Genomic DNA, 23,517 nt, shown 5'->3' with positions numbered 1-23,517 from the left:
TTTTCACCCCCTCCTCGGGGGTTTTTTTCTGAACTTTTTTGAAAGGGAGGTCGTGTTATGACGATCGTCTTCACGGTATATTTTTTCTTGTTAGGTTTATTGATTACATCGTTTACGAATGTCGTTGGTTTGCGTGTTCCGGTCGGGGAGTCGATCGTTCATCCACGTTCTCATTGCCCGACTTGTGGACATGTGCTTGGACCACTCGAATTGACGCCAGTACTCGGATATGTAGTACTCGGTGGGAAGTGTCGTTCTTGTGGACAGTCGATTTCAATCAAGTATCCAGCGCTTGAACTACTCGGTGGACTGCTCTATGCGTATGCCTTTTGGCAGTTTGGTTGGTCGATGGAACTTGCGTTGACACTCACTCTAACTAGTCTCTTGTTTATTCTTACGATGTCTGATCTTGCCTATATGCTCATACCGAATAAAATTTTACTGTTCTTTTTACCAATTGCTTTGATTGTGCGCTACCTTTCTCCACTGGAAAACTGGTATAATCCAATTATTGGAGGAATTGTCGGATTCGTTCTATTGTTCGTCATTTTTCTTGCATCACGACGCGGTATGGGAGCAGGAGATGTCAAGCTCTTCGGTTTACTCGGGATTTTCCTTGGACCGCTTCACGTCGTCATCGCGTTGTTTGTTTCAGCATTTGTTGGTTCAGTGATCGGGCTGACGCTACTCGGAACGGGACGCGTCAGACGAAAACAACCGATTCCATTCGTTCCCTCCATTGCGATCGGGACATTACTTACATATTATTTTGCGGATGATTGGGTGTCGTGGTACCTCGATTTACTGCTTTAAGAAAGGAAGAACGTACATATGACGCAACGGCGTAAAGGTACATATGTTTATTTTAATTTTACGGACGTCGCTATTTTTGGTGCGGTTGTCAAAAAAGGGGTCTTGAAACGACGTGCTGTCGTATCTCTGCCGGCAGGTACGTTACAGGGTGGATGGCTTCAACCGGAAGCGTCGCTCGATCTGATTTTTGATAGTCTATTGACGAAGTTGAAAGTTCCTCGCGGATCTAAAGCCGTTCTTGCGCTGGATGGTTCACTCGTCCTTGCGCGGAAACTCGATATTCCGGAGACGATTGCGACGAATCAGATCCGGGGTTATCTATTCATGGAGATTGGTCATAGCATTGTCCTTCCTTTTGAAGAACCATACTTCGACTACACTGTCCTTGAAGATGGTGGAAAACGTGAAATCATGCTATATGCAGCACCGAACGAAGCACTGAAACAATATACGCAATTGTTTAAACAAAAGCATCTTCGATTAGTGGCAGCGGAGCCACAACCACTGTCTACCTACTTTGGTCTTGAAGCGCACTATCCGGCAGCAGATACCGATACGCTACTGATTTGGAATGCGAACGCGACGAACCATCAATTGATTATCATCGAAGATCGTGTACCACGCCTGATTCGCTCAGTGGATACGTTTTCAGCAGATGCTTGGGATGTAGACGTGATCGAGGATCAATTGCATTATCGCTATCGATCGGATGATCAGACAGTCGAACTCGTCTTGGATGAAATGCTGTTAGAATTTTCGCGTGTGCTAGACTTTTACCGCTTCTCGCTCGCTCGAGAAAGCCGCGAAATCAAGACGGTTGTCCTTGCGGGAGACTTCCCGTTTCGAGATGAATTAGCGACACGATTCCGAACGAACTTTGATCTTCAGTTAGATGAAGTACCGGACATGATGACGATCGATAGTCAATCGGTTCCACGCATTTACTTACCGATCGTCGGTCTAGCCACTGCGCGACCAGATCGTATCAATCTTTTACCGGAAAGTGACGAGGCACCGAAATATCCGCTTGTCGCTTCGCTGATTTTATTATTATTTGGTGGATTGATTGGTGGTTATTTATATTGGCAAACGGATCAGTTCGCTAACCGAGTGGAATCCGTAGACGATCAGATTCAAATCGTCCGACAATTACAATCCGAATCCGATCAGTCGTCTAAACAAGAAGTCGTTCAATTGAAACAGACGGTCGAGTCGCTAGAAGAAGCACCTAAGCCAGCTGTTCCAACACTTGAGCGAATCACACGTTACTTACCAGAACGCGGATACATTCTTCAGTACGCATATGGAGCGGATGATACCGTTGCTATGACGGCTCAGTTTGAGACACTCGATGAGCTGAATGATTTTTACCGAGAGTTGCTGACCGATAAAGTGTTCTCCGGTACGACACTGGCAAGCGTTACGACAAAAACGATGAATGAAAAAACAGATGTCGTGACAACGACAACGGTTGATCCGGCGACCGGTCAAGAGATTCCAACGACGGAAATTACTCCGAATGATGACACGAAGACAGAAGAACCGCGATATATCGGTCAGTTTTCTATGGAAGTCAATCCTGAGGAGGTTGTTAAGGGAGAGACCAATGAGGCAGACCCGGCAGTACCGAAAGAAGATAAGCCATCTGAGCCAGAAATTGAAGGGGACGGTCAAACACCGGATGATCCTTCAGGAGAAGTCATCTCGACAGAAGTTGAGGAGGTGCCTGAAAATTGAAGCGATATAGCAGTTACCTCCTTCTCTTTTTATCAATTCTCATCGTTTTAGGTGGCATTGGGTATTTTGGATATACGACGTATATGACACATCAAACCTTGCAACAAAAAGAGGCGACACTCAAACGAGAGCAAATGGCGTTAGAGCAAGCAAAAGCAAATGAGCAAAAAGTGGACGTGGCAGAATCGAGTTTCCTACAACAAAAAGTTCCGGTGACGGCATCGAATGATGATGTCATCGATGCGATCAACGCAGCAAGTCAGATTGCTGGAGTAAAAGTGCAGTCGATTACTTTCGGTCAGTCGAAAGAGAGTACACCACAATCTCCCGTAACGTCCACACCGGCTGTTGACGGAGCGATGGCGACCGAATCGGATCAAGCGACAACGCCTACAGCGACTACTCCCGCAGCAAATGCGACACCGTTACCAGCTTCTTTGACGATTGAAGCACCGTCATATCTTGAATTGATGGCCTTCTTGAAACAAATTGAGCGAACAGATCGCATTACGATTCTTCGACAGATTCAGTTGACTGGTCCAGAAGAACAAGGACCTGGCGGTGGCGCAATTCAATTGGAAAACGAAATGCTATCTTTCACAGTCGAAATTGAATCGTATTACCGTCCGGATTTAACGAAGTTGACGCCTGATAAACAGACGCCGCTTAAAGAAAAAACACCAAAGTCAGATCCATTTGTCGATGTGACAGGAAATTAAGATGAGTTTGGCGGTTCCTACTCTGTTAGGGACCGCTTGTTTTTTGTTAGACTATACGATGACTCGAATTATCCGATTCGAAATTAACGGGAAAGAACGTGATACTAATGGTAACGCAACCACACTTGATCCTTGCCTCGGCTTCACCACGCCGGACGGAACTTCTAAAGCAAATTGGAATCCCTCACGAAGTCGTACCTGCGAATGTCGTCGAAGAGGCACCATTTCCGATGTCACCGCATGAGTACGTCCGTTATCTATCGCAAAAGAAAGCGAGAGCGATTACGATAGACGGCGTCATTTTGGCTGCGGATACGGTCGTCGCGATTGATGACATGATTCTTGAGAAGCCAGCAGATAGTTCTGAGGCACGGGCGATGCTTGCGCGTCTGTCAGGACGCGCTCATGAAGTCGTGACAGGCGTGACGATTCGCTTTGGTGAAAAGGAGGAGACGTTCGACGTGACGACACACGTTCGTTTTGGTGCATTGTTAAACGAGTGGATCGAAGGGTATATCGCGACGAACGAGCCTTACGATAAAGCGGGTGGCTATGGTATCCAAGCGATGGGAGGGCTATTCGTCGAGGCGATTGAGGGCGATTATTATAATGTCGTTGGATTGCCCATACACGAGATCACGAAACGTCTCGCGTCGTTTAAAATCAAGCCGATGTTTGCGTAATTCTGAAACAGAGAGGTCGGATGCTGTGATTGAATGGCCGAAGGATATGGTTCAGTTGAAAGGCTTGGCACAAGCGACGACAGTCGAACTGCTCGCGTGTCTTGTCCGAAGTGGGACACGGGACCGGACCCCGCTTGAAATCGCGGAAGAATTACTGCATATCTATCCTTCGCTGATCGAACTCGAAGCGGCTGGAGTCGGAGGACTCGAAAAAGCACCAGGGGTCGGAAAGGCGAAGGCATTACAAATCATGGCGGGACTAGAACTGGGTCGTCGTCTCGTCACGGAACCGAAGTGGGTGCGACCAACGATTCGTTCACCGGAAGACGCAGCGGAGCTGTTGTTAGAAGAGATGCGTCTTTATCAACAAGAACACTTCATCTGTCTGTATTTGAATACGAAAAATGAGGTCGTTTCGAAAAAAACGTTATTCATTGGAGGATTGAACACGTCGATCGTCCACCCGCGTGACGTCTTCCGGGAAGCGATTCGTTGTTCGGCTGCGAATTTCATCGCTGTGCATAATCATCCGTCGGGTGATCCGACACCGAGTCGAGAGGATATCGAGGTATCAGAGCGGCTCGTTGAGGCAGGACGGCTCATTGGAATCAGTTGTCTTGACCACATCATCATCGGGCACGGACAATTTATTAGTATGAAACAGCGCGGATTTATGTAAGAATAACGTCTGAAGGGAAAGTTTCGTTTCTTTCCATCAGACGTTTTTTTGTGTGTTTTCTAAGGCGAACTGTAAACAAGCTGTAACGTTTTAACGCTTTCCAATGAAGGCTTTTCCGTTATAATTAGTGAAGTGTATTCTCAGAGAGGGGTTTTTTGAATAATGTTTGGATCATTCAGCCGTGAAATCGGCATTGACTTAGGTACGGCTAACACGCTCGTGTATGTAAAGGGGCAAGGAATCGTCGTCCGCGAACCGTCCGTCGTCGCTTTCCGTACGGATACAGGAAAAATTGAAGCGGTCGGTAACGCAGCGAAAAACATGATCGGTCGTACGCCGGGTAACGTGACAGCACGACGCCCGATGAAAGACGGGGTTATCGCGGATTATGAAACAACCGCTACGATGATCAAATACTTCATGGATCAAGCTTCGAAGAAAAAAGGTTTGTTCTCTTCAAAAACAAACGTCATGATCTGTGTACCAAGTGGGATCACATCGGTCGAAAAACGTGCGGTTGAAGATGCAGCGAAACTTGCGGGAGCGCGTGAAGCGTACACGATTGAAGAACCATTTGCAGCAGCAATCGGTGCAGGTCTTCCGGTTTCAGAACCAACAGGCTCGATGGTCGTTGATATCGGTGGTGGTACGACGGAAGTTGCTGTTATCTCACTCGGTGGTATCGTCACGAGTCAATCGATTCGTGTCGGTGGAGACGAGATGGATGAATCCATCATTCGTTACATCAAGTCGAAGTACAACCTGATGATCGGGGAGCGGACAGCTGAGACGTTGAAAATGACAATCGGTTACGCACGCATCGATGAAGAATCAGAAAATGAAACGATGGAGATCCGTGGACGCGATCTCGTGACAGGTCTTCCAAAACAGATTGAAGTCACAAGTGCCGAAATTTGTGATGCACTTTCAGATACGGTCGATGCGATTCTTGCGGGTGTCAAGCACACGCTTGAGCAGACACCTCCTGAATTATCAGCAGACGTCATGGACCGCGGTATCGTTCTGACTGGCGGTGGGGCTCTCTTAAAGAACCTCGATGCTGTCATCGAAGACGAAACACGTATTTTGACACTCGTTGCAGAAAATGCACTCGATTGTGTCGCAATCGGTACAGGAAAATCACTCGAGATGATGAATGTCCTTCGTTCGAAATCAGGCATCTCGCAAAAAAGATAAGGATGGGATGAGCGATGAAGCGATTTTTAAACAATCGAAAACTGCTCATCACACTCCTTAGTTTTCTCCTTTTGGTGATTTTGATCGGCATTTCGCTGCAAGGGCGTAACCAATCCCACTGGTATCAAAGCTTCGTGCGTGATACCGCGGGCGTCGGTCAACGCCTTTTCGCGACACCGATTGGCTGGATTGATGATACGGTCACTTCGATTAGAGAAGTGCGTGACGTTTACAAAGAGAACGAACACTTGAAATCACGATTGAATGACTATGCTGGTAATGCGGTCAAAGTCCGTGATCTTGAGCGTGAGAATAAAGAATTGAAGGATATGCTCGACCTGAACGGATCGATCCGCGACTACAAGTTGTTACCGGCAGAGATGATTGGTCGGACGGCATCTGAATGGCAACGGTTCGTGACGATCAACATCGGTGAACAAAAGGGTGTCAAGGCGAACATGGCCGTTGTAACAGCAGACGGACTAATTGGTCGCGTCATCCAAGCGAGCGCCTATACGTCTCTCGTACAGTTGATGTCGGATACGAGTCGGACGAATAACGTCTCGGCAACGGCTGACGATACGAAGGGAAAAGGTGTTTTCGGTACGATCGAGGGGTTTGATGAAGAAACGAAATTACTCAAGTTCACGAAAATTCCGAACGACGCGAAGCTGAAAAAAGGGCAGACCGTCACGACGTCAGGTCTTGGTGGAAAGTATCCGAGTGGGATCGTCATTGGAAAAATCACGGAAGTGAAATCCGATCAGTATGGGGCTTCAAAAATCGCATACGTCAAACCGGCAGCAGACTTCGAACAGTTCGGTCATGTCTTCGTGATTGAACGCGAAGCGAAGGAACCTTTCGCTGAGACCGATAAGGGAGGGGACACTCGTGAATAACGTTAAGTTGTTTTTCGCCGTGTTCCTTCTTTTCATCTTGGAAGGAACGCTGTTCGCAGGACCTCTCGGAGATGGATCGCCGTATGTCATTCATGCGACATTGATCGGTTTGATGTTCCTTGGTCGATATGGAAAACTCGAACAGGCACTCGGATTCGGACTCGTCTTCGGATTGTTGTATGATTTCGTCTATTCGGATATCATCGGCATTTACTTATTTGCGTTATCCGCCATTCCGCTTTTTAGTAGCTTCGTGCTAAAATATGTAAAGGAGAACGTATTAACGATTCTTGTCACGTTCACGTTCAGTGCCATTTTGTATGAACTCGATATATATTTCTTCACGGCTTCGGTCGTTGGTGTCGGGGTATCCTTCCAGGAACTCGCGACACAGATCATTCCAAGGAGTCTGGTTGCGCAGTTGATCGGGATCATCATCCTGTATTATCCGATGACCCGACTCGTGCAGTCGACCCTTGACGAGAAAAGAGGATGAGTCATGATTGAGCGTAAACGTTATGTAACGATGAAAGGTCATCGTGGTGGCCTCGCCGTCTATGTGAATGAAAGGTGCAGTGTGGATGAATTTCTTGACGATTTAGAGTTGACGCTTGCGGACAAATCCGTCGAGAACGGACGCGCCGTACCGATCACCTTCTTCTTCGGTCGACGTTATGTCGATGAAGGGGTGTTGACGGCCGTCGAATCTATCGTCGCGCGACATGATTCCTTCTCTTTCAAAGGTTATGACAGTGAGTGCATCACGAAGGACGAGGCAAAAGCCTTGTACGGAGAGCGAACGTTCCACTATTTCGGTGGCACGGCACGCAGTGGGCACGTATTAGACGTCGAAGGCTCGATCGTCATCATCGGAGATATCAATCCGGGGGCGGTCGTTCATGCGACAGGAAGTATCTATTGTCTCGGTGCGTTACGGGGGACCGTTCATGCGGGGAAAGGTGGCAATACGGAAGCCGTCATCGCGGCGAGCGTGTTGCAACCGAAGTGGATTGCGGTCGCTGGCACCGTCCATGAGGAACCGGAGGACGCGCCAATTCCTGCTCTCGATATGGGTTGTGCATTTTTAGGTGAAGACGGGGTCGAATTCTCCCGCCTTCAAACCGTTCCGCTCGCGCGGATGGATCAGTTTGCGATTGATAGTGAAAGAGGGTGACGGATATGGAACAAGTGAAAGAACAGGTACATATGGAGGCGAAGACGAACATGGGACGCGCCATCGTCGTCACATCCGGTAAAGGTGGCGTCGGAAAGACAACGACGACTGCAAACATCGGAACAGCACTTGCATTGATGGGACATTCCGTTTGTCTCGTTGATACGGATATCGGGTTACGTAATCTGGATATCGTGCTTGGTCTCGATAACCGGAGTATCTATAACATCGTTGACGTCGTGACAGGGCAATGTAAATTGCACCAAGCACTCGTCCGCGATAAACGTTTTGAAGAGATGTATCTGTTGCCTGCTGCTCAATCAAAGGATAAGTCCTCCGTCACACCCGAACAGGTGAAGGCAATCATCGATACACTGAAACTCGAATACGACTTCGTCTTGATTGATTGCCCTGCAGGAATCGAACAAGGCTTCATGAATGCGATCGCTGGGGCCGATGAAGCCGTCGTCGTGACGACACCGGAAAAAGCAGCCGTTCAAGATGCGGACCGGATCATCGGAATGCTCGAGCGTTCAGAACGTAACATCGTTCCGAAACTCGTCATCAACCGGGTGCGTTCACACATGATGGCATCTGGTGATATGCTCGACATCGATGAAATCATGCGTATCCTTTCGATTGATCTGCTTGGTTTGATCATCGATGATGAAGAAGTCATCGCCGCTTCCCACCGTGGTGTGCCTGTGACGATGAATCCGGATAACCGGGCTGGACTCGGCTACCGGAACATTGCCCGCCGGATTCTCGGAGAATCTGTACCACTGCTTGATTTAAATGAACAACCGCAAAAAGGGTTCTTCGTCAAATTGAAGAAGATGCTTGGGATGAAATAAGAATGGGAAATTAGACTAGGACGACATCGTCGCGCCTAGTCTAATTTTTTTGGAGGGATCAGTATGCGATGGATTAGTGAACAGACCGCTTCGCTTGAACGATTGGCATTGGTCGAAGGCGGTCGATTGATTGAATACCATGAGCGGATGCGTGACGAGATTCGGGTTGGCACTTTCGTCTATGCCAAGGTCGACCGGTTGCATCCGACGCTCGGAGCAGCCTTTTTGATTGCGACCGACGGTACACCGCTTTACTTACCGCTAAATGAGACGATTGAAGCGTTGCACCGTTATCCGGACGTACCGACGATCGGACAAGCCGTCCAGGTCGGACAGACGTTACTCGTCCAGGTCGTCAAAGAGGGCGTTGCACCGAAACAACACAAAGTGACGCAAAACATCACCTATGGTGGACGTTATCTCGTTTATTTCCCGTACGGTCGACGCATCCGTTTCAGTCGAAAGCTGGATCTCGTCGTCCAGCGTCAACTGGCGGAACAATTGACGACAACAGAAGAAGAAGGAATTCTCTACCGGACGGAGGCAGCAAAAGCATCAATCGACGAATTGAAGCAAGAGCTGCAGTCGTTACGGACACGACATAAAGAACTCATGCAGGCACCGCGTCTTGAACAAGACGAGGCACTGATCGTCCAAGAAGCGAAACGTCTTCCGCACGTCATGGAAGCACTCGTCATGACGCGTCAGGAAAAGGAACGACTCGAACTACTCGGTCTGTCCGTCGAACGGTCGCTACGAAAAGGGCGCTTACCCGAGATGGAAGCAATCGACGGGGCGATCGAGAAGGCGATGCAACGCGTCGTCTGGCTCGACGGAGGAGCGTATCTCTTGATTGAAGAAGTCGAGACGATGACTGTCATCGACGTCAACAGTGGGAAGACGATTTCCGTCAAGGAACAAAAGCGGACGTTTGACCAGATAAATGAAGCGGCTGCTGTCGAAGTCATGCGGCAATTACGATTGCGCAACATCAGTGGCATGATTGCGATCGATTTCTTACGTGGCTCAAGTAAAGGTCAGACACGGGTGACCCAACTCCTTAAAGAACGGGCAGCGCTCGAGACGAAGCAAATCGAAGTCTATGGGTTTACGAAGATGGGTTTATGCGAACTGACACGACAACGTCACGGGAAATCGCTACAGGAACGTTCACAGGAATCCGGGCAGTGGACGCGATTGAGTGTCTATCGCTTGATTGAACCGAAGTTACTTGAGATTGCTACCTATGCGGAAGCGGTCGTGATTCGTGCACCACGGCATCTGTTGCAGGACGAATTCGTTTCCCGTCAACCGCTCGAAGTCCATGTGCTCGAAGGCGATCCAGCGGTCCTGTTCACGGGGTCGTCACAAGACTGTCTCGATTTCATCAAACGATCGGAATAATCCTTCAGAACAGCATTGACAAGGTAGAAGAACGTTTGGTATTCTGAATAACGTTAGTTCGTTTGGAAGCACCCAAATGACTACAACCGCACAGACCGGGTTTTAAAGCATTCGCTGCCCGTGATGGCGAGTCTGAGTTCCTAAGAGGAGGTGCACGTAATGTACGCAATTATCAAAACTGGTGGTAAACAAGTCAAAGTCGAAGCTGGCCAAGAAATCTACGTTGAGAAATTAAACGCAGACGTCGACAGCACAGTCGAATTTGGTGAAGTATTGATCCTTGGTGGTGACGATGTTAAAGTCGGCGCTCCACTCGTAGAAGGTGCGAAGGTCGTAGCAACGGTCATCAAACACGCTCGCGCGAAAAAGATCACTGTCTTCAAAATGAAAGCGAAAAAGAACTACCGTCGTAAGCAAGGTCACCGTCAACCTTACACGAAGGTCCGCATCGAGAAAATCGAAGCGTAAGCCATGATACGTGTCAAGATTCGACGAGATGAAGCGGAACTCGTCCGCTCCATCGAAGTGACAGGACATGCCGAGTTTGCAGAACCAGGTCTCGACCTTGTCTGTGCCGGCGTCTCGTCGGTGATCTTCGGGGCATACAATGCCATAGAAGCATTACTCGGGCAGGTCCTGCTCCTTGAAATGGCAGAACAACAAGAGGGTGGCTACTTTTATGTAGAACCGTACGCTGACTTAGCACCGGATGTCAGTGAGCGCACCCAATTGTTACTGGAAGCGACTTTGGTCCAACTTGGTACCATCGCTGAAAGTTACGGTGAGTTTATCCAACTTGAACAAGTATAGGAGGTGGATTCCACATGTTGAAACTTAATCTTCAGTTCTTCGCATCGAAAAAAGGGGTAGGTTCGACAAAGAACGGTCGTGACTCGCAATCGAAACGCCTTGGGGCGAAACGTGCAGACGGTCAAACTGTTTCTGCTGGTTCAATCCTCTACCGTCAACGCGGTACGAAGATTCACCCAGGTATGAACGTCGGACGTGGTGGCGATGATACACTTTTCGCAACTGCAACTGGTGTCGTTCGTTTCGAACGTCTCGGACGCGACAAGAAACAAGTCAGCGTTTACCCAGCATAAGGATCGACGAAGCAGACTCTAGCCACTTTCGAGGGTTAGGGTCTGTTTTTTTTAGGAGGGAACGACCGATGGAGGAACAGCAGGTACTTGATCTTTTAAAGACTCTTCGTCACGAGTGGTTGAACCGGATACAACTCGTCCGTTCGTATGGCGCGATCGGAGACGAACAAGCAGTCGAGTCGATCTGTTCGGCGTACCGGGAGCAAGCATCTCGGGAAGGACGTCTAGCGCGAATCGGATTGCCGAAAACCGCACTGGCGTTACTGCAAGCTGAATGGTCAGGCAAAACTGTGACGTATGATGTCATCGGAGCACCCCACATGGAAGATGAGCGGCTGAAGCAACTCGTCGAAGCAGCCATCGCCATGATTGATGTAGGAGTAGGTGAAGTATCCGTGACCTTCCACGAGGGCGTGACCATCGAGATCTATCGGGATCTACTAGATATGTCGCGCCTTGAGGATCTAGTGACGCCGATGGAAATCGAGTCGCAGACGGAAAATGAGTGTGTGATTGAGATTGAAAGTCTTCCGTTTGAGGAAGAGAAGTAAGAGGAGGGATCCGACATGTTTGTCGATCAGGTAAATATTTATGTAAAAGCAGGTGACGGAGGACGTGGGCAAGTAGCGTTCCGTCGCGAGAAATATGTTCCGGACGGCGGTCCTGCCGGCGGTGACGGTGGTCACGGGGCACACGTCGTCCTTGAAGTTGACGAAGGACTTCGGACATTGATGGACTTCCGTTACAAACGTCACTTTAAAGCGGTTCAAGGTGAAAACGGCATGTCAAAAGGGATGCACGGTCGTAAAGCCGAGCATCTAATCGTCAAGGTCCCACCGGGCACAGTCGTCTACGATGACGATACAAATGCGGTCATCGCTGACCTCGTCCATCACGGACAACAAGCGATCGTCGCAAAAGGTGGACGTGGCGGACGTGGGAATACACGTTTTGCGACACCTGCCAACCCAGCACCTGAGCACGCTGAAAACGGTGAGCCAGGGGAAGAGAAGTACTTGAAACTTGAACTGAAGATGCTAGCAGACGTCGGTCTCGTCGGTTTCCCGAGTGTCGGAAAATCAACGATGTTATCCGTCGTTTCAGCCGCACGTCCGAAAATCGGCGCATATCACTTCACGACGATCACACCGAACATCGGTGTCGTCGAAACGGAAGATAGCCGTAGTTTCGTCATGGCTGACTTGCCAGGATTGATCGAAGGCGCAAGTGAAGGTGTCGGACTCGGTCACCAGTTCCTCCGTCACGTCGAGCGGACGAAAGTCATCGTCCACGTCATCGACATGAGCGGAATGGAAGGTCGCGATCCAATCGAAGACTACAACATCATCAATAAAGAACTCGCGGACTATAATCTGCGCTTAACAGAGCGTCCGCAAGTCGTCGTCGCGAATAAGATGGACATGCCGGATGCGGCAGAACACCTTGAAGCCTTCAAAGAAGCTTTCCCAGAGCTTGAAGTATTCGAGATTTCAGCGGCAACACGTCAAGGGCTACGCGATCTGTTATTCCGAATCGCTGACCTCGTCGATGCGACACCAGAATTCGGTCTTGAGGAACTCGAAGAGAAAACAGCGACACCACGTGTCGTCTACGGTTATGAAGCACCAGAAGCTGGCTTTACGATTTCGAAAGATGAAGACGATTGCTTCGTCATCAAAGGACCACGCATCGAAAAACTCTTCACGATGACGAACTTCATGCGTGAAGAATCGATTAAACGTTTCGCTCGGACACTGCGTCAAATGGGTGTCGACGAAGAGTTGCGTCGTCTTGGTGCGATCGACGGCGATGTCGTTCGTATCCGTGATTTCGAGTTCGAATTCGTCGAGTCATCATTCTAAGCGGTTCATTCCATTAGGAAACGGAGTGTGAAAGCATCGTGGACCCATTGCCCATGATTTCAGTCGTTTGGTTAATTCCGATTCTCATGTTATCTGCGTTCTTTTCCTCAGCTGAGACGGCACTCGCGAGTGTCAATCGGTTGCGGTTGTTGCACCAATCGGAAGCAGGGGACGCGCGTGCGTCCCGTGTGTTTCGCTTACTTCAACGCTACGAAGAGACACTGACGTCGATTTTGATTGGGAATACGATCGTCAACGTCGCCTTTATCTTATTTGGTGGTTGGTGGATCATCCAGTTCGTCGAGACGATCGCAACACAAACCGTTGCCTTTCTTGCGCTGTTTTTTCTGTTGCTGTTGTTCGGAGAATTGATACCGAAGTCGTATGCTCGTGAACATACGGAACGTTACGTGTTATTGATCGGACGTCCACTGCGTTTCTTCTTACTGTGCTTTCGACCGCTCGTTTTCCTGTTACTCCGCTTACGCCAATTGGCGCTACGATTGATTGGGGCTGATCCGAAAGGACCGCTCGTGACCGAACAGGAACTCAAGGCACTCGTCGATATTAGTCAGGAAGAAGGGATCATGGGGCTTGCAGAGGCTGAACTCGTTCATCAAGCAGTTGATTTTCAACATGCGACGGTCGAAGATGCGCTGACGCCACGGATGGATATTCAAGCGATCGATATTGATGCGCGGCTCGAAGACATCATTGCAGAAGTCCAAAAGGGTGGCTATTCTCGTCTACCGGTCTATAAAGATTCGATTGATCACGTCATTGGTGTATTATCGGAGCGGGACTTTCTGCGTGCATACGTGAAGAACGGCTCCGTTGATATCCGAGAATGGATTCGACCGGTATCGTTCGTCGTACCACAGACGCGATTGATGGATTTATTACCGGAACTCAAAGTCAAGCAGTCCCACATGGCAGTTGTCCTTGATGAATTCGGAGGGACGGCAGGTCTGATCACCCTTGAGGATATTTTAGAAGAAATCGTCGGGGAGATTTGGGATGAACACGATGAATCGTTGGAATATACGAAACGGATTGGTCCAGAGCAATACGAATGTCTAGCGGAGTATGACATTGAAGACTTCTGTCAGCAATTTCAATTGACGATGCCGGACACCGATGCCCAGTCACTTGGGGGATGGATCATGGAGGAGAGCGGTCAATTGCCAGACGTCGGAACGGCGATGCGTTATGAACGTGTCACGTTGACCGTCTTGCATATCGAAAACCGACGCGTCCGCAAAGTCTTAGCAACGTTTGATCCTCCTGCTACGATGCTGGAGACACCACTTGAACCGATTGAACGATAAAAAAACCGCTTATTCCTTAGGAATAGGCGGTTTTTTTATCGTTCAGACATCGAGTTCCGAAACGAGAATTCCGAGACGATCGAGTTTAGCGATAGCGGCTTCCAGTGCGTCTTCATGATCAGCCTCAAGCGTATGAATATGGACTCCGTCCGTCAGGCTCGAGAGTGGAGTGGCTTGCGTCTCATGTAACTGCTCTAGCAATACCCGGACATCCCGGCGGCTTTTTAGCATCAATTCTCCAGTGATGAAGCCGTAGACGGGATGTTCGATGATGACATCGCGGATGACGACCCCTTCGTCAACAATGGCGTCACACTCATCCTTTAATTGATCGATGCCGTGACGACAAACGATCTTGCGACGTAATTTCGATCCGTCAACTTCAGGATCATTGATTAAATAACCTCGAGCTGTCGCGATGACAGGATATCCTTTTGCCTTTAACAAAGATAAATCCTGCACGATCACTTGACGACTGACGCCTGCTTGTTTCGCCAGTGCCGTTCCTGTGACAGGTTGCTCACTTTCCTCAATCATACGAAGTAATGATTTCCGGCGTTCTTCTCCGGAGATGCGTTTCCCCATCATGTCTCCTACCTTTCTTCAGTGTCATGAGATCGTGTTCAACACATCAATGCACTGTTCGATTTCTTCGTTCGTCGTCTGTCTTCCAAAACTGAGTCGGATCAACCCGTGAGCCGCTGATTCGTCAAAGCCGATGGCACGTAATGTCGCATTCGGACCGTTTTCTCCAGCACGACAAGCACTACCAGCGGAAACCGCGATTCCAGCACGATTCAAGGCGAGCAATGCGTATTGACCATCCCTTTGCTTCGTATGAATGGCGCAGATGGAAGCGAGTTGCGTCGGCGACTCGATGATCGTGTAACGAGACGAAGACAATGTTTTTTTTAGCATACCACGAAATCGACGGCTTGAAGCTTGGATTCCTGGATTTTCGAAGCGAGACGCTTCACAGGCAGCGATGAACGCGGCAATTCCTGGAACGTCGACTGTGCCTGGACGGATTCCGAATTCGTGATGTCCCTCGTAATAAGGGCTGAAGAGCGGACGCCGTAAATACAAAGCGCCCAATCCTTTTGGTCCATACACTTTATGACTACTCATCGTGTAGGCATCAAAAGCGTCGATGTTGATTGCATCTTTTAAAAATCCTTGGACACCATCGCAATGAAACAGAATCTCGCGCGATTGACAGTATGCTGCAATCCGTTCGACCGGAAAGCGAAAACCCGTATCCGAATTGACATGTTGAATCGAGACAACACCGATTTCATCCGTACAAGCTGCAACGAATTGTTCCCAATCGAACGTTCCGTCCGGTAATAAAGAAAGGTGTCGTGTTTCTTGTGCCCAGCGCGCAAGCGGAAGCAAGACCGAGTCGTGTTCACATCGAAGTGTCAAGACAACTGATTTGTTACTCTGTCGCATCAGATGGGTCAAAGCGATATAGTTTGCTTCTGAACCGCTTCCTGTAAAGATGACAGTTCCTTCTTGTTGAGCCAATTGTTGCATCAGATACTGACGAGCTCGTTCGAGTAAACGTTCAGCGTTGCCACCGATGTCATGAAGAGAAGAACTGTTGCCGTAGAACGACTGAGCGGCTTGTTGATAATGATCGAGTGCTTGTGGATGCAGCGGAGTCGTCGCTGCGTAATCGAGATAGATCATGAAAAAATCCTGTCCTTTCGTCTTGTCACTCAGCTAAAAGTATGCCAAACTTATTGTCAAGTCAATAGTAAACATTTAGATATAGAGGTGTAAAACATATGTCTTTACATAAAAGGCTTGAGACGGATGTGTTAATCATTGGAACAGGGCTCGCCGCAATATCGGTCGCTCTGCATCTTCCACCCGGAACGGAAGCGTTGCTTGTCACAAAAGGCACGCGGTTTGAGACAAATTCCGTTCGAGCACAAGGTGGGATTGCTTCCGCTTATGCAGAAGTCGATCATCGTGATCACTTTGAAGATACATGCCAAGCAGCAAAAGGGCGTATCAATCCGTCCGTCGTCGATTACGTCACTCGATCGGGAACCGAGGCGATGGAATTCTTGTTACGACAAGGCGTTCCATTCGATCAATCCGAGGGAGAGTTTTTGCTCGGTCGTGAAGGAGCGCATCGTTTGTCGCGGATTTATCACTGTGGCGGGGACGAGACTGGTAAACGGATCATGGAGACGTTGATGCCGCGAGTACCATTTCCGATTCTTGAGCAGACGTGTATCACGGAGTTGATTCAAGTCAACGGGCAGGTAGTAGGTGCAGTCGGATATAGCGAGGGAGAGCCAATCGAGATTGTGGCGCGCGCGACGATTCTTGCGACCGGTGGAGTGGGTGGATTATTCGCGGCGTCGACGAATGATCCTTTGATTCAAGGAGACGGGATTGCGCTCGCCTTTGAAGCGGGGGCGACGATTCGTGATCTCGGTTATATCCAGCATCATCCGACGGTACTCGTTCATGCAGGTCGTTCGGAAGGTTTGATCACGGAAGCATTACGTGGTGCGGGAGCGACGCTTGTAACGAAAAATGGCGATCGAATCATGGCGGATCATCCGATGCAGGATTTAGCAGCGCGAGATGAAGTCGCAAAACGAATCCACGAGGTGCGAAAGCGTGAACCAGTCTATCTCGATACGTCAAACGTCGTCGACCGGTCGAAACGGTTTCCAACGTTTGTTGAAAAATGTGAAAAACTGAACATAAATCCGGATCTCGTTGAAATTGCACCAGGCATTCATTTCTTGATGGGCGGGATTGAAACGGATCTGACGGGGCAGACACATGTCGAAGGACTTTACGCGGTCGGTGAGACGGCATCGATTGGACTACACGGTCGAAATCGTCTGGCGTCGAACTCGCTCCTTGAATGTGTTGTTATGGGGAAAGCAGTAGCAGAACAGCTCGAGTTGTTACCGAAACTTTCAGTAAAACAAGTGAAACGACGCCCGGGAACACTTCGTTCCGTAACCGACCGTCTATCGCAGGTCATTGGTGTTGAAATGGATATTAAGCAAATAGAAGATAGTTTAGAAGAGTTAAAAAGCTGGACATTAGACGAATCCGGACAGGAAGCGGAAGAGAATCGATTACGTCATGTAACGGCATGTCTGTTGCTTGAAGGGGCGCGAAGTCGGTTGACAGGAGAGGATGAGAACGTTGAACAAGTGGCAGTTACGGCAACAACTGGAAGCATTTTTAATCGAGGACATCGGACAGTGGGATATCACGAGTGAAGGATGTCTGACGGGACAAGAACGCGGGACTGGTCGTTTTCTAGCTAAGGAAGACGGTGTTTTTTGCGGAGTTGACATCATTCGGGAGATGGCGCATCTCTTACAAGTCGACGTGACGATTTATGTAGAAGAAGGCACTGTCGTGACGCGCGGAACGTTACTTGCTGAGTGGTCGGGTTCGTTACAGGACATCTTAAGCGGAGAACGGGTCGCCTTGAACCTAGTGCAACGCTTATCCGGGATCGCGACGAAGACACGTCAAGCGGTCGAGGTAGCAGCAGGACGGATTCGGATCACGGATACACGAAAGACGACCCCAGGGTTACGAATGCTCGAAAAACACGCTGTTCGCGTCGGGGGTGGCTATAGTCATCGCGGACGACTCGATGACGCCGTCATGATCAAGGATAACCACATCACGGTCGCGGGATCGATCACAGAGGCGGTGGCGCGAGCAAAACGTGTCGCAGGTCATACGACACCGATTGAAGTCGAAGTCGAAACGGAAGCGGAAGTGCTAGAGGCAGTAGCTGCAAAAGTTGATATCATCATGCTCGATAACCGGACACCAGCAGAGATCAAACAGCTTCGGCAATTGATTCCACCGCATATCACGGTCGAGTTATCCGGCGGAATCACGATAGACACGTTATCAGACTTCGCGGATAGCGGAGCAGACGTCATCTCACTCGGGGCACTCACCCATTCAGCAACAGCGCTTGATATCAGTATGAAAATCGAAGGAGGAAAAAAAGATGTCATTTGACTTATTACGTCATGAGGGGATTCCGGCGTCGTACTTACAGCAATCGGAAGCAGAATTAATTGCGATCATTGAAGGGGTCAAAGCACGGATGGGCAGTCGCTTGTTCTTACCTGCCCACCACTACCAAAAGGATGAAGTTGTCCAGTTCGCGGATGCGACGGGAGATTCGCTCCAGCTCGCGCAAGTCGCGAAGCAGATGACAGAAGCGGAATATACAGTCTTTTGTGGTGTCCACTTCATGGCAGAGACGGCAGACATGCTGACGGATGCGTCACATACAGTTGTTTTGCCTGACATGCGTGCTGGCTGTTCGATGGCAGATATGGCGAATGATACGCAAACGGAGCGCGCCTTTACAATCTTGACGGAACGATTCGGGGAGTCGATTTTACCGTTGACGTATGTCAATTCGACGGCAGCCATCAAAGCATTCGTCGGTCGTCACGGTGGGGCAACGGTGACGTCGTCAAATGCTGTCCAGATGGTTGAGTGGGCGCTTGCTGAACGCGACATCTTATTCTTCCTGCCCGATCAACACCTCGGTCGCAATACGGCGCACGCACTCGGAATTCCGTTAGAACAGATGGCGATTTGGGATCCGATCAAGGACGAACTCGTTTTTGATGGAGAAGACCAGGACGTCCGCGTCATCTTGTGGAAAGGACACTGCTCGGTCCATGAAAAATTCACGGTCGGTCAGATTGAACAGTTCCGCAAGACGGATCCGGAGCGAAAGATTCTCGTTCACCCGGAATGTTCGCACGAAGTCGTGACAGCGTCTGATCTCAATGGATCCACCGCGTACATCATTCAACAAATCGAACAGGCTGCTCCCGGAACGAAGTGGGCGATCGGAACAGAGATGAATCTCGTCAATCGACTCGCGACGACGCATCCGGAACTCGATATCGTGTCGCTCAATCCATTCATGTGTCCGTGTCTGACGATGAACCGGATCGACTTACCGCACTTGGCGTGGGCGCTCGAACAAGTCGAAGCAGGTGAGCCGGTCAACATCATTACGGTAGATGCAGAGACGACGCGGCATGCCGTGCTGGCGCTCGACCGGATGCTTGCGCGTTCGTAAAATAGAGGATCGGAGCGTGGTCGTGCGAACGATCACGCTTTTTTGTCTTCGGATTGAGAGAGCGAACATATGTATTGATTTTTGCTGAAGAACGCTTTGAAGCCAAACGAAGATGTATGCTACAATAACACGAGAGTTTGTTTAAGGATGGGAGCGTTCCACATTGATAGAATTCGTACGCGGCGAAGTCGCTTATGTCTGTGCGGAATTCGTGACGGTAGAAGTTGGCGGGATTGGCTACAAGATCGTAGCACCGAACCCGTTTTTTTATCGGACCGGAGACGAACAGATCATCGTATATACGTATCATTATGTCCGTGAGGACCAAGAAGTCTTATTTGGATTCCGTTCCCGTCGTGAGCGTGCCTTGTTCACGAAGTTGCTCGGTGTCACAGGAATTGGACCGAAGGGAGCGCTCGCGATCGTCGCATCAGGGAATGTCGATGCGCTCGTTGAAGCAATTGAACAAGAGAAAGAGAGTTATCTCGTCAAGTTCCCGGGGGTCGGCAAGAAAACAGCGAAGCAAATGACGCTCGACCTAAAAGGAAAGTTAGCCGAGCTCGCACCTGATTACGTACCGAGCGAAGGCTTGTTCGCGCAAGGCAATGCTGAGCTGAATGAAGCTTGTGAAGCCTTGACGGCGCTTGGTTACAGTGACCGAGAAGTCGAGAAAGTCAAAAAAGCGTTGCAGGCAGAAGTCCTGTCGACGGATCAATATGTCAAACGGGCACTCCAGTTGTTATTGAATGTGAGGTGAGGACATGGAAGAGCGCATTTTGTCAGAATCCGCCCATGCGGAAGATCAAGAAGAGTGGAGTCTGCGTCCTCAGACGCTCGAGCAATACATCGGGCAGGAGAAAGCAAAAGGAAACTTAAGTGTCTTCATCGAGGCGGCAAAAATTCGTCAGGAAACACTCGATCACGTGCTTCTCTACGGTCCTCCGGGTCTTGGGAAGACGACGCTTGCGACGATCATTGCGAACGAGATGGGGGTCGGCATCAAGACGACAGCCGGTCCTGCAATTGAACGACCGGGTGATTTAGCGGCGATCCTATCATCGCTTGAACCGGGCGATGTCCTGTTCATCGACGAGATTCATCGATTGAGTCGATCGATCGAAGAGATTCTGTATCCGGCAATGGAGGATTATTGTCTCGATATCGTCATCGGTCAAGGTGAACTCGCCCGCAGCGTCCGAATTGATTTACCACCGTTTACGCTCGTTGGTGCAACGACGCGTGCCGGGATGTTATCGGCACCGCTCCGTGATCGTTTTGGCGTGACGCTGAAGCTTGAATATTATACGATGTCAGAGTTGTCTGCCATCGTAACCCGGACGTCACGATTGTTCGGATTCGAAGCGGATCGTCTGGCAGCAGAAGCCATCGCGCTTCGTTCACGTGGAACACCACGTGTCGCGAACCGGTTGTTACGGCGTGTTCGTGATTTTGCGCAAGTCGCGCATCAAACCGAGATCGATGCCGTGCTCGCGACAAGTGCACTTGATCGTTTGCATGTCGATGCGCTTGGGCTCGACGATGTCGACCATCGTTTACTACGATCGCTTGCAGAACGGTTTGCCGGTGGTCCGGTCGGTCTTGAGACGATCGCAGCGACGATCGGGGAAGATGCGCAGACGATTGAGGATGTATATGAACCATATCTACTACAACAAGGCTTTTTACAACGTACTCCGCGCGGACGTGTCTTAACACCGTTCGCCCGCCAACATTTAGGACTGAAAGAAGGAAATTGAACCAATGGATGTAAACTTATTTGATTTTCATTTACCAGACGAACAAATTGCCCAAGTGCCATTGCTCGACCGGACGAGTTCGAAATTGATGGTTCTCGATCGGGAGACGGGTGCGATTCAGCATCAACACTTCCGTGATATCGTCGATCACTTCCGCGAAGGTGATACACTCGTCATCAACGATACGAAAGTTTTACCAGCACGTCTCTTTGGTGTGAAGGAAGAGACGGGTGGGAAGATCGAATTGTTACTCTTGAAGCAAACGAGTGACGATGTGTGGGAAACACTGGCGAAACCGGCAAAACGCGTCAAACCAGGAACGATTTTGTCGTTTGGTGACGGATTACTTCGTGCTGAGTGTGTCGAAGCACTTGAAGACGGAGGACGCATCCTGAAGTTTTTCTATGACGGCATTTTTTATGAAGTGCTCGACCAACTCGGAACGATGCCACTACCGCCGTACATTCATGAACAACTCGAGGATCAAGATCGTTATCAGACGGTTTATGCTCGGGAACGCGGAAGTGCGGCAGCACCGACGGCTGGTCTTCACTTTACACCCGAGTTGCTTGAAGCGCTTAAAGCGAAAGGCGTTCGGATCGCACCATTGACGTTACACGTTGGACTTGGCACATTCCGTCCTGTCTCGGTCGACGACGTCGATAGTCACAAGATGCACAGTGAGTACTACGAACTGCCGGAAAGTTCAGCTGCTTTGCTACGCGAAACACGAAAACAAGGCGGACGGATCATCGCGGTCGGGACGACGTCGACACGGACGCTTGAGACGGTCATTCGCGACCATGGCGACTTCGTCGAAGCAACGGGCTGGACGGACATCTTCATCTTCCCGGGTCAGGAAGTCAAAGGGATTGATGGTCTGATCACGAACTTCCACTTACCGAAATCAACATTGATCATGCTCGTGTCCGCGTTATCGACACGGGAACACATTCTGCATGCCTACGAAGAAGCAGTCGCAAACGGCTATCGCTTCTTTAGCTTCGGTGATGCGATGTTCTTAACGAGAGAGGAACGAAACTAATGACAAAACACGCGGTAACATATGAACATATCAAAACATGTAAACAATCCGGAGCGCGGTTAGGAATCGTCCACACGCCGCACGGTAGTTTCGAGACACCAGTCTTCATGCCGGTCGGAACGCAAGCGACGGTCAAGACGATGGCACCGGAACAAATCAAGGACATGAACGCGAACATCATCCTCGCGAACACGTACCACCTCTGGGTGCGTCCAGGACATGATGTCATCAAGGAAGCGGGCGGTCTGCATAAATTCATGAACTGGGATGGCGCGATTCTCACGGATTCAGGTGGCTTCCAAGTCTTCTCACTTGCTGATCTTCGGAACATTTCTGAGGAGGGTGTTCATTTCCGTAACCACTTGAACGGGGACAAATTGTTCTTATCACCGGAAAAAGCGATGGAAATTCAAAATGCACTCGGTTCAGATATCATGATGGCGTTTGACGAGTGCCCACCGTACCCAGCTTCTCACGAGTACATGAAAGCATCTGTCGAACGGACGAGCCGCTGGGCGGAACGTTGTCTTGCTGCGCACGAACGTCCACACGATCAAGCGCTGTTCGGTATCATCCAAGGCGGAGAATACGAAGACTTGCGTCGCCAAAGTGCAAAAGACCTCGTTGCCCTTGATTTCCCGGGTTATGCGGTCGGTGGTCTATCGGTCGGAGAGCCAAAAGACGTCATGTACCGTGCGCTCGAATTCACGACACCACTCATGCCGGAAGACAAACCACGTTATTTGATGGGCGTTGGTTCACCGGACGCATTGATCGAAGGTGCGATTCGCGGAATCGATATGTTCGACTGTGTCTTACCGACACGGATCGCACGAAACGGCACATTGATGACATCACAAGGACGTCTCGTCGTCCGGAACGCGAAATATGCACGTGATTTCCGTCCGCTCGATGAGAAATGTGATTGCTACGCGTGTAAGAATTACTCGCGTTCGTACATCCATCACTTGATCCGGGCGCAAGAAACATTCGGTCTGCATCTGTGTTCGACACACAATCTTCACTTCCTCGTCAAGTTGATGGAAGGCGTTCGCCAAGCGATTCGTGAGGATCGTCTGCTCGATTTCAAGGAAGAATTCTTCGAAGAATACGGTTACAATTTACCGAACGCAAAGAATTTCTAACAAAT

General features: G+C 49.6%; 26 protein-coding genes and 1 other annotated feature. Of the genes, 24 read left to right on the top strand and 2 right to left on the bottom strand.

Going from position 1 to position 23,517, the window contains the following annotated elements:
* The first annotated feature begins 57 nt into the window (after window positions 1-57).
* The 17 genes from N179_RS07850 to N179_RS07770 all read left to right on the top strand — a co-directional run bounded on the left by N179_RS07850 (window position 58) and on the right by N179_RS07770 (window position 14,452).
* Window positions 58-813 (top strand): prepilin peptidase, encoded by a 756-nt coding sequence (locus tag N179_RS07850; RefSeq protein ID WP_075642584.1) that lies wholly within the window; start codon window positions 58-60, stop codon window positions 811-813.
* Between the two features lie 18 nt (window positions 814-831).
* Window positions 832-2,550 carry a type IV pilus biogenesis protein PilM gene (locus N179_RS07845; protein ID WP_075642583.1) on the top strand — a complete coding sequence of 573 codons (1,719 nt, stop codon included), beginning with the start codon at window positions 832-834 and terminating at the stop codon, window positions 2,548-2,550.
* Window positions 2,547-3,269 carry a hypothetical protein gene (locus N179_RS07840; RefSeq protein ID WP_075642582.1) on the top strand — a complete coding sequence of 241 codons (723 nt, stop codon included), beginning with the start codon at window positions 2,547-2,549 and terminating at the stop codon, window positions 3,267-3,269. Before N179_RS07845 ends, N179_RS07840 begins: the two co-directional genes overlap by 4 nt.
* Before the next feature lie 107 nt (window positions 3,270-3,376).
* Complete coding sequence (locus tag N179_RS07835) at window positions 3,377-3,952, top strand: Maf family protein (protein ID WP_023468953.1); 576 nt, start codon at window positions 3,377-3,379, stop codon at window positions 3,950-3,952.
* 46 nt (window positions 3,953-3,998) lie between these two features.
* Window positions 3,999-4,631 carry a RadC family protein gene (radC, locus tag N179_RS07830; protein ID WP_050677672.1) on the top strand — a complete coding sequence of 211 codons (633 nt, stop codon included), beginning with the start codon at window positions 3,999-4,001 and terminating at the stop codon, window positions 4,629-4,631.
* Window positions 4,632-4,793: 162 nt separating this feature from the next.
* Window positions 4,794-5,828: a rod shape-determining protein gene (locus N179_RS07825; protein WP_023468951.1), complete on the top strand. Its 1,035-nt coding sequence runs from the start codon at window positions 4,794-4,796 to the stop codon at window positions 5,826-5,828.
* 14 nt (window positions 5,829-5,842) lie between these two features.
* Window positions 5,843-6,727, top strand: a complete 885-nt coding sequence (gene mreC / locus N179_RS07820) for a rod shape-determining protein MreC (protein ID WP_023468950.1) — start codon at window positions 5,843-5,845, stop codon at window positions 6,725-6,727.
* Complete coding sequence (gene mreD / locus N179_RS07815) at window positions 6,720-7,223, top strand: rod shape-determining protein MreD (RefSeq protein ID WP_023468949.1); 504 nt, start codon at window positions 6,720-6,722, stop codon at window positions 7,221-7,223. The genes mreC and mreD overlap by 8 nt, the downstream gene beginning before the upstream one ends.
* Window positions 7,224-7,226: 3 nt before the next feature.
* On the top strand, window positions 7,227-7,901 hold the full coding sequence (locus N179_RS07810; RefSeq protein WP_023468948.1) for a septum site-determining protein MinC: 675 nt from the start codon (window positions 7,227-7,229) through the stop codon (window positions 7,899-7,901).
* A gap of 50 nt (window positions 7,902-7,951) precedes the next feature.
* Entirely contained in the window at window positions 7,952-8,755 is an 804-nt protein-coding gene (minD, locus tag N179_RS07805; RefSeq protein WP_029342255.1) for a septum site-determining protein MinD, read from the top strand.
* A 63-nt stretch (window positions 8,756-8,818) separates the two neighbouring features.
* Window positions 8,819-10,159, top strand: coding sequence for a ribonuclease E/G (locus N179_RS07800; protein ID WP_035396639.1), 1,341 nt, complete (start codon window positions 8,819-8,821; stop codon window positions 10,157-10,159).
* A 74-nt stretch (window positions 10,160-10,233) separates the two neighbouring features.
* Window positions 10,234-10,303, top strand: a sequence feature (ribosomal protein L21 leader region).
* Between the two features lie 15 nt (window positions 10,304-10,318).
* Window positions 10,319-10,627, top strand: coding sequence for a 50S ribosomal protein L21 (rplU, locus tag N179_RS07795; protein WP_012370978.1), 309 nt, complete (start codon window positions 10,319-10,321; stop codon window positions 10,625-10,627).
* 3 nt (window positions 10,628-10,630) lie between these two features.
* On the top strand, window positions 10,631-10,969 hold the full coding sequence (locus tag N179_RS07790) for a ribosomal-processing cysteine protease Prp (protein ID WP_023468945.1): 339 nt from the start codon (window positions 10,631-10,633) through the stop codon (window positions 10,967-10,969).
* A gap of 14 nt (window positions 10,970-10,983) precedes the next feature.
* On the top strand, window positions 10,984-11,262 hold the full coding sequence (gene rpmA, locus N179_RS07785) for a 50S ribosomal protein L27 (RefSeq protein ID WP_012370976.1): 279 nt from the start codon (window positions 10,984-10,986) through the stop codon (window positions 11,260-11,262).
* 68 nt (window positions 11,263-11,330) lie between these two features.
* Window positions 11,331-11,813 (top strand): Spo0B domain-containing protein, encoded by a 483-nt coding sequence (locus N179_RS07780; protein WP_023468944.1) that lies wholly within the window; start codon window positions 11,331-11,333, stop codon window positions 11,811-11,813.
* A 15-nt stretch (window positions 11,814-11,828) separates the two neighbouring features.
* Window positions 11,829-13,124 carry a GTPase ObgE gene (gene obgE / locus N179_RS07775; protein ID WP_023468943.1) on the top strand — a complete coding sequence of 432 codons (1,296 nt, stop codon included), beginning with the start codon at window positions 11,829-11,831 and terminating at the stop codon, window positions 13,122-13,124.
* Window positions 13,125-13,177: 53 nt separating this feature from the next.
* The gene (locus N179_RS07770) at window positions 13,178-14,452 is read left to right on the top strand and encodes a hemolysin family protein (RefSeq protein ID WP_075642581.1); all 1,275 of its coding nucleotides are present in this window, start codon (window positions 13,178-13,180) and stop codon (window positions 14,450-14,452) included.
* 42 nt (window positions 14,453-14,494) lie between these two features.
* On the opposite strand, the gene N179_RS07765 is transcribed toward N179_RS07770, so the two are convergent.
* Both N179_RS07765 and N179_RS07760 read right to left on the bottom strand, forming a co-directional pair.
* Window positions 14,495-15,037 carry a transcription repressor NadR gene (locus N179_RS07765; RefSeq protein WP_058713797.1) on the bottom strand — a complete coding sequence of 181 codons (543 nt, stop codon included), beginning with the start codon at window positions 15,035-15,037 and terminating at the stop codon, window positions 14,495-14,497.
* 24 nt (window positions 15,038-15,061) lie between these two features.
* Window positions 15,062-16,144, bottom strand: a complete 1,083-nt coding sequence (locus tag N179_RS07760; protein WP_023468940.1) for a cysteine desulfurase family protein — start codon at window positions 16,142-16,144, stop codon at window positions 15,062-15,064.
* Between the two features lie 98 nt (window positions 16,145-16,242).
* Here N179_RS07760 and N179_RS07755 point away from each other — a divergent pair, with 98 nt between their 5' ends.
* The 7 genes from N179_RS07755 (at window position 16,243) to tgt (ending at window position 23,512) form a co-directional block, all read left to right on the top strand.
* The gene (locus N179_RS07755; protein ID WP_075642580.1) at window positions 16,243-17,712 is read left to right on the top strand and encodes an L-aspartate oxidase; all 1,470 of its coding nucleotides are present in this window, start codon (window positions 16,243-16,245) and stop codon (window positions 17,710-17,712) included.
* Window positions 17,636-18,478 (top strand): carboxylating nicotinate-nucleotide diphosphorylase, encoded by an 843-nt coding sequence (gene nadC / locus N179_RS07750; RefSeq protein WP_058264758.1) that lies wholly within the window; start codon window positions 17,636-17,638, stop codon window positions 18,476-18,478. The genes N179_RS07755 and nadC overlap by 77 nt, the downstream gene beginning before the upstream one ends.
* Window positions 18,468-19,565 carry a quinolinate synthase NadA gene (nadA, locus tag N179_RS07745; protein ID WP_023468937.1) on the top strand — a complete coding sequence of 366 codons (1,098 nt, stop codon included), beginning with the start codon at window positions 18,468-18,470 and terminating at the stop codon, window positions 19,563-19,565. Before nadC ends, nadA begins: the two co-directional genes overlap by 11 nt.
* A gap of 163 nt (window positions 19,566-19,728) precedes the next feature.
* Window positions 19,729-20,322: a Holliday junction branch migration protein RuvA gene (ruvA, locus tag N179_RS07740; RefSeq protein WP_023468936.1), complete on the top strand. Its 594-nt coding sequence runs from the start codon at window positions 19,729-19,731 to the stop codon at window positions 20,320-20,322.
* A 4-nt stretch (window positions 20,323-20,326) separates the two neighbouring features.
* On the top strand, window positions 20,327-21,322 hold the full coding sequence (ruvB, locus tag N179_RS07735; RefSeq protein ID WP_023468935.1) for a Holliday junction branch migration DNA helicase RuvB: 996 nt from the start codon (window positions 20,327-20,329) through the stop codon (window positions 21,320-21,322).
* A 4-nt stretch (window positions 21,323-21,326) separates the two neighbouring features.
* Window positions 21,327-22,367 (top strand): tRNA preQ1(34) S-adenosylmethionine ribosyltransferase-isomerase QueA, encoded by a 1,041-nt coding sequence (gene queA, locus N179_RS07730; RefSeq protein ID WP_075642579.1) that lies wholly within the window; start codon window positions 21,327-21,329, stop codon window positions 22,365-22,367.
* Window positions 22,367-23,512 carry a tRNA guanosine(34) transglycosylase Tgt gene (gene tgt / locus N179_RS07725; protein WP_029342245.1) on the top strand — a complete coding sequence of 382 codons (1,146 nt, stop codon included), beginning with the start codon at window positions 22,367-22,369 and terminating at the stop codon, window positions 23,510-23,512. The genes queA and tgt overlap by 1 nt, the downstream gene beginning before the upstream one ends.
* Window positions 23,513-23,517 lie beyond the last annotated feature (5 nt).

It is taken from the genome of Exiguobacterium indicum HHS 31 (assembly GCF_001939065.1).
Lineage (GTDB): Bacteria > Bacillota > Bacilli > Exiguobacteriales > Exiguobacteriaceae > Exiguobacterium_A > Exiguobacterium_A indicum.
This window is presented reverse-complemented; position numbering and strand designations above follow the sequence as displayed.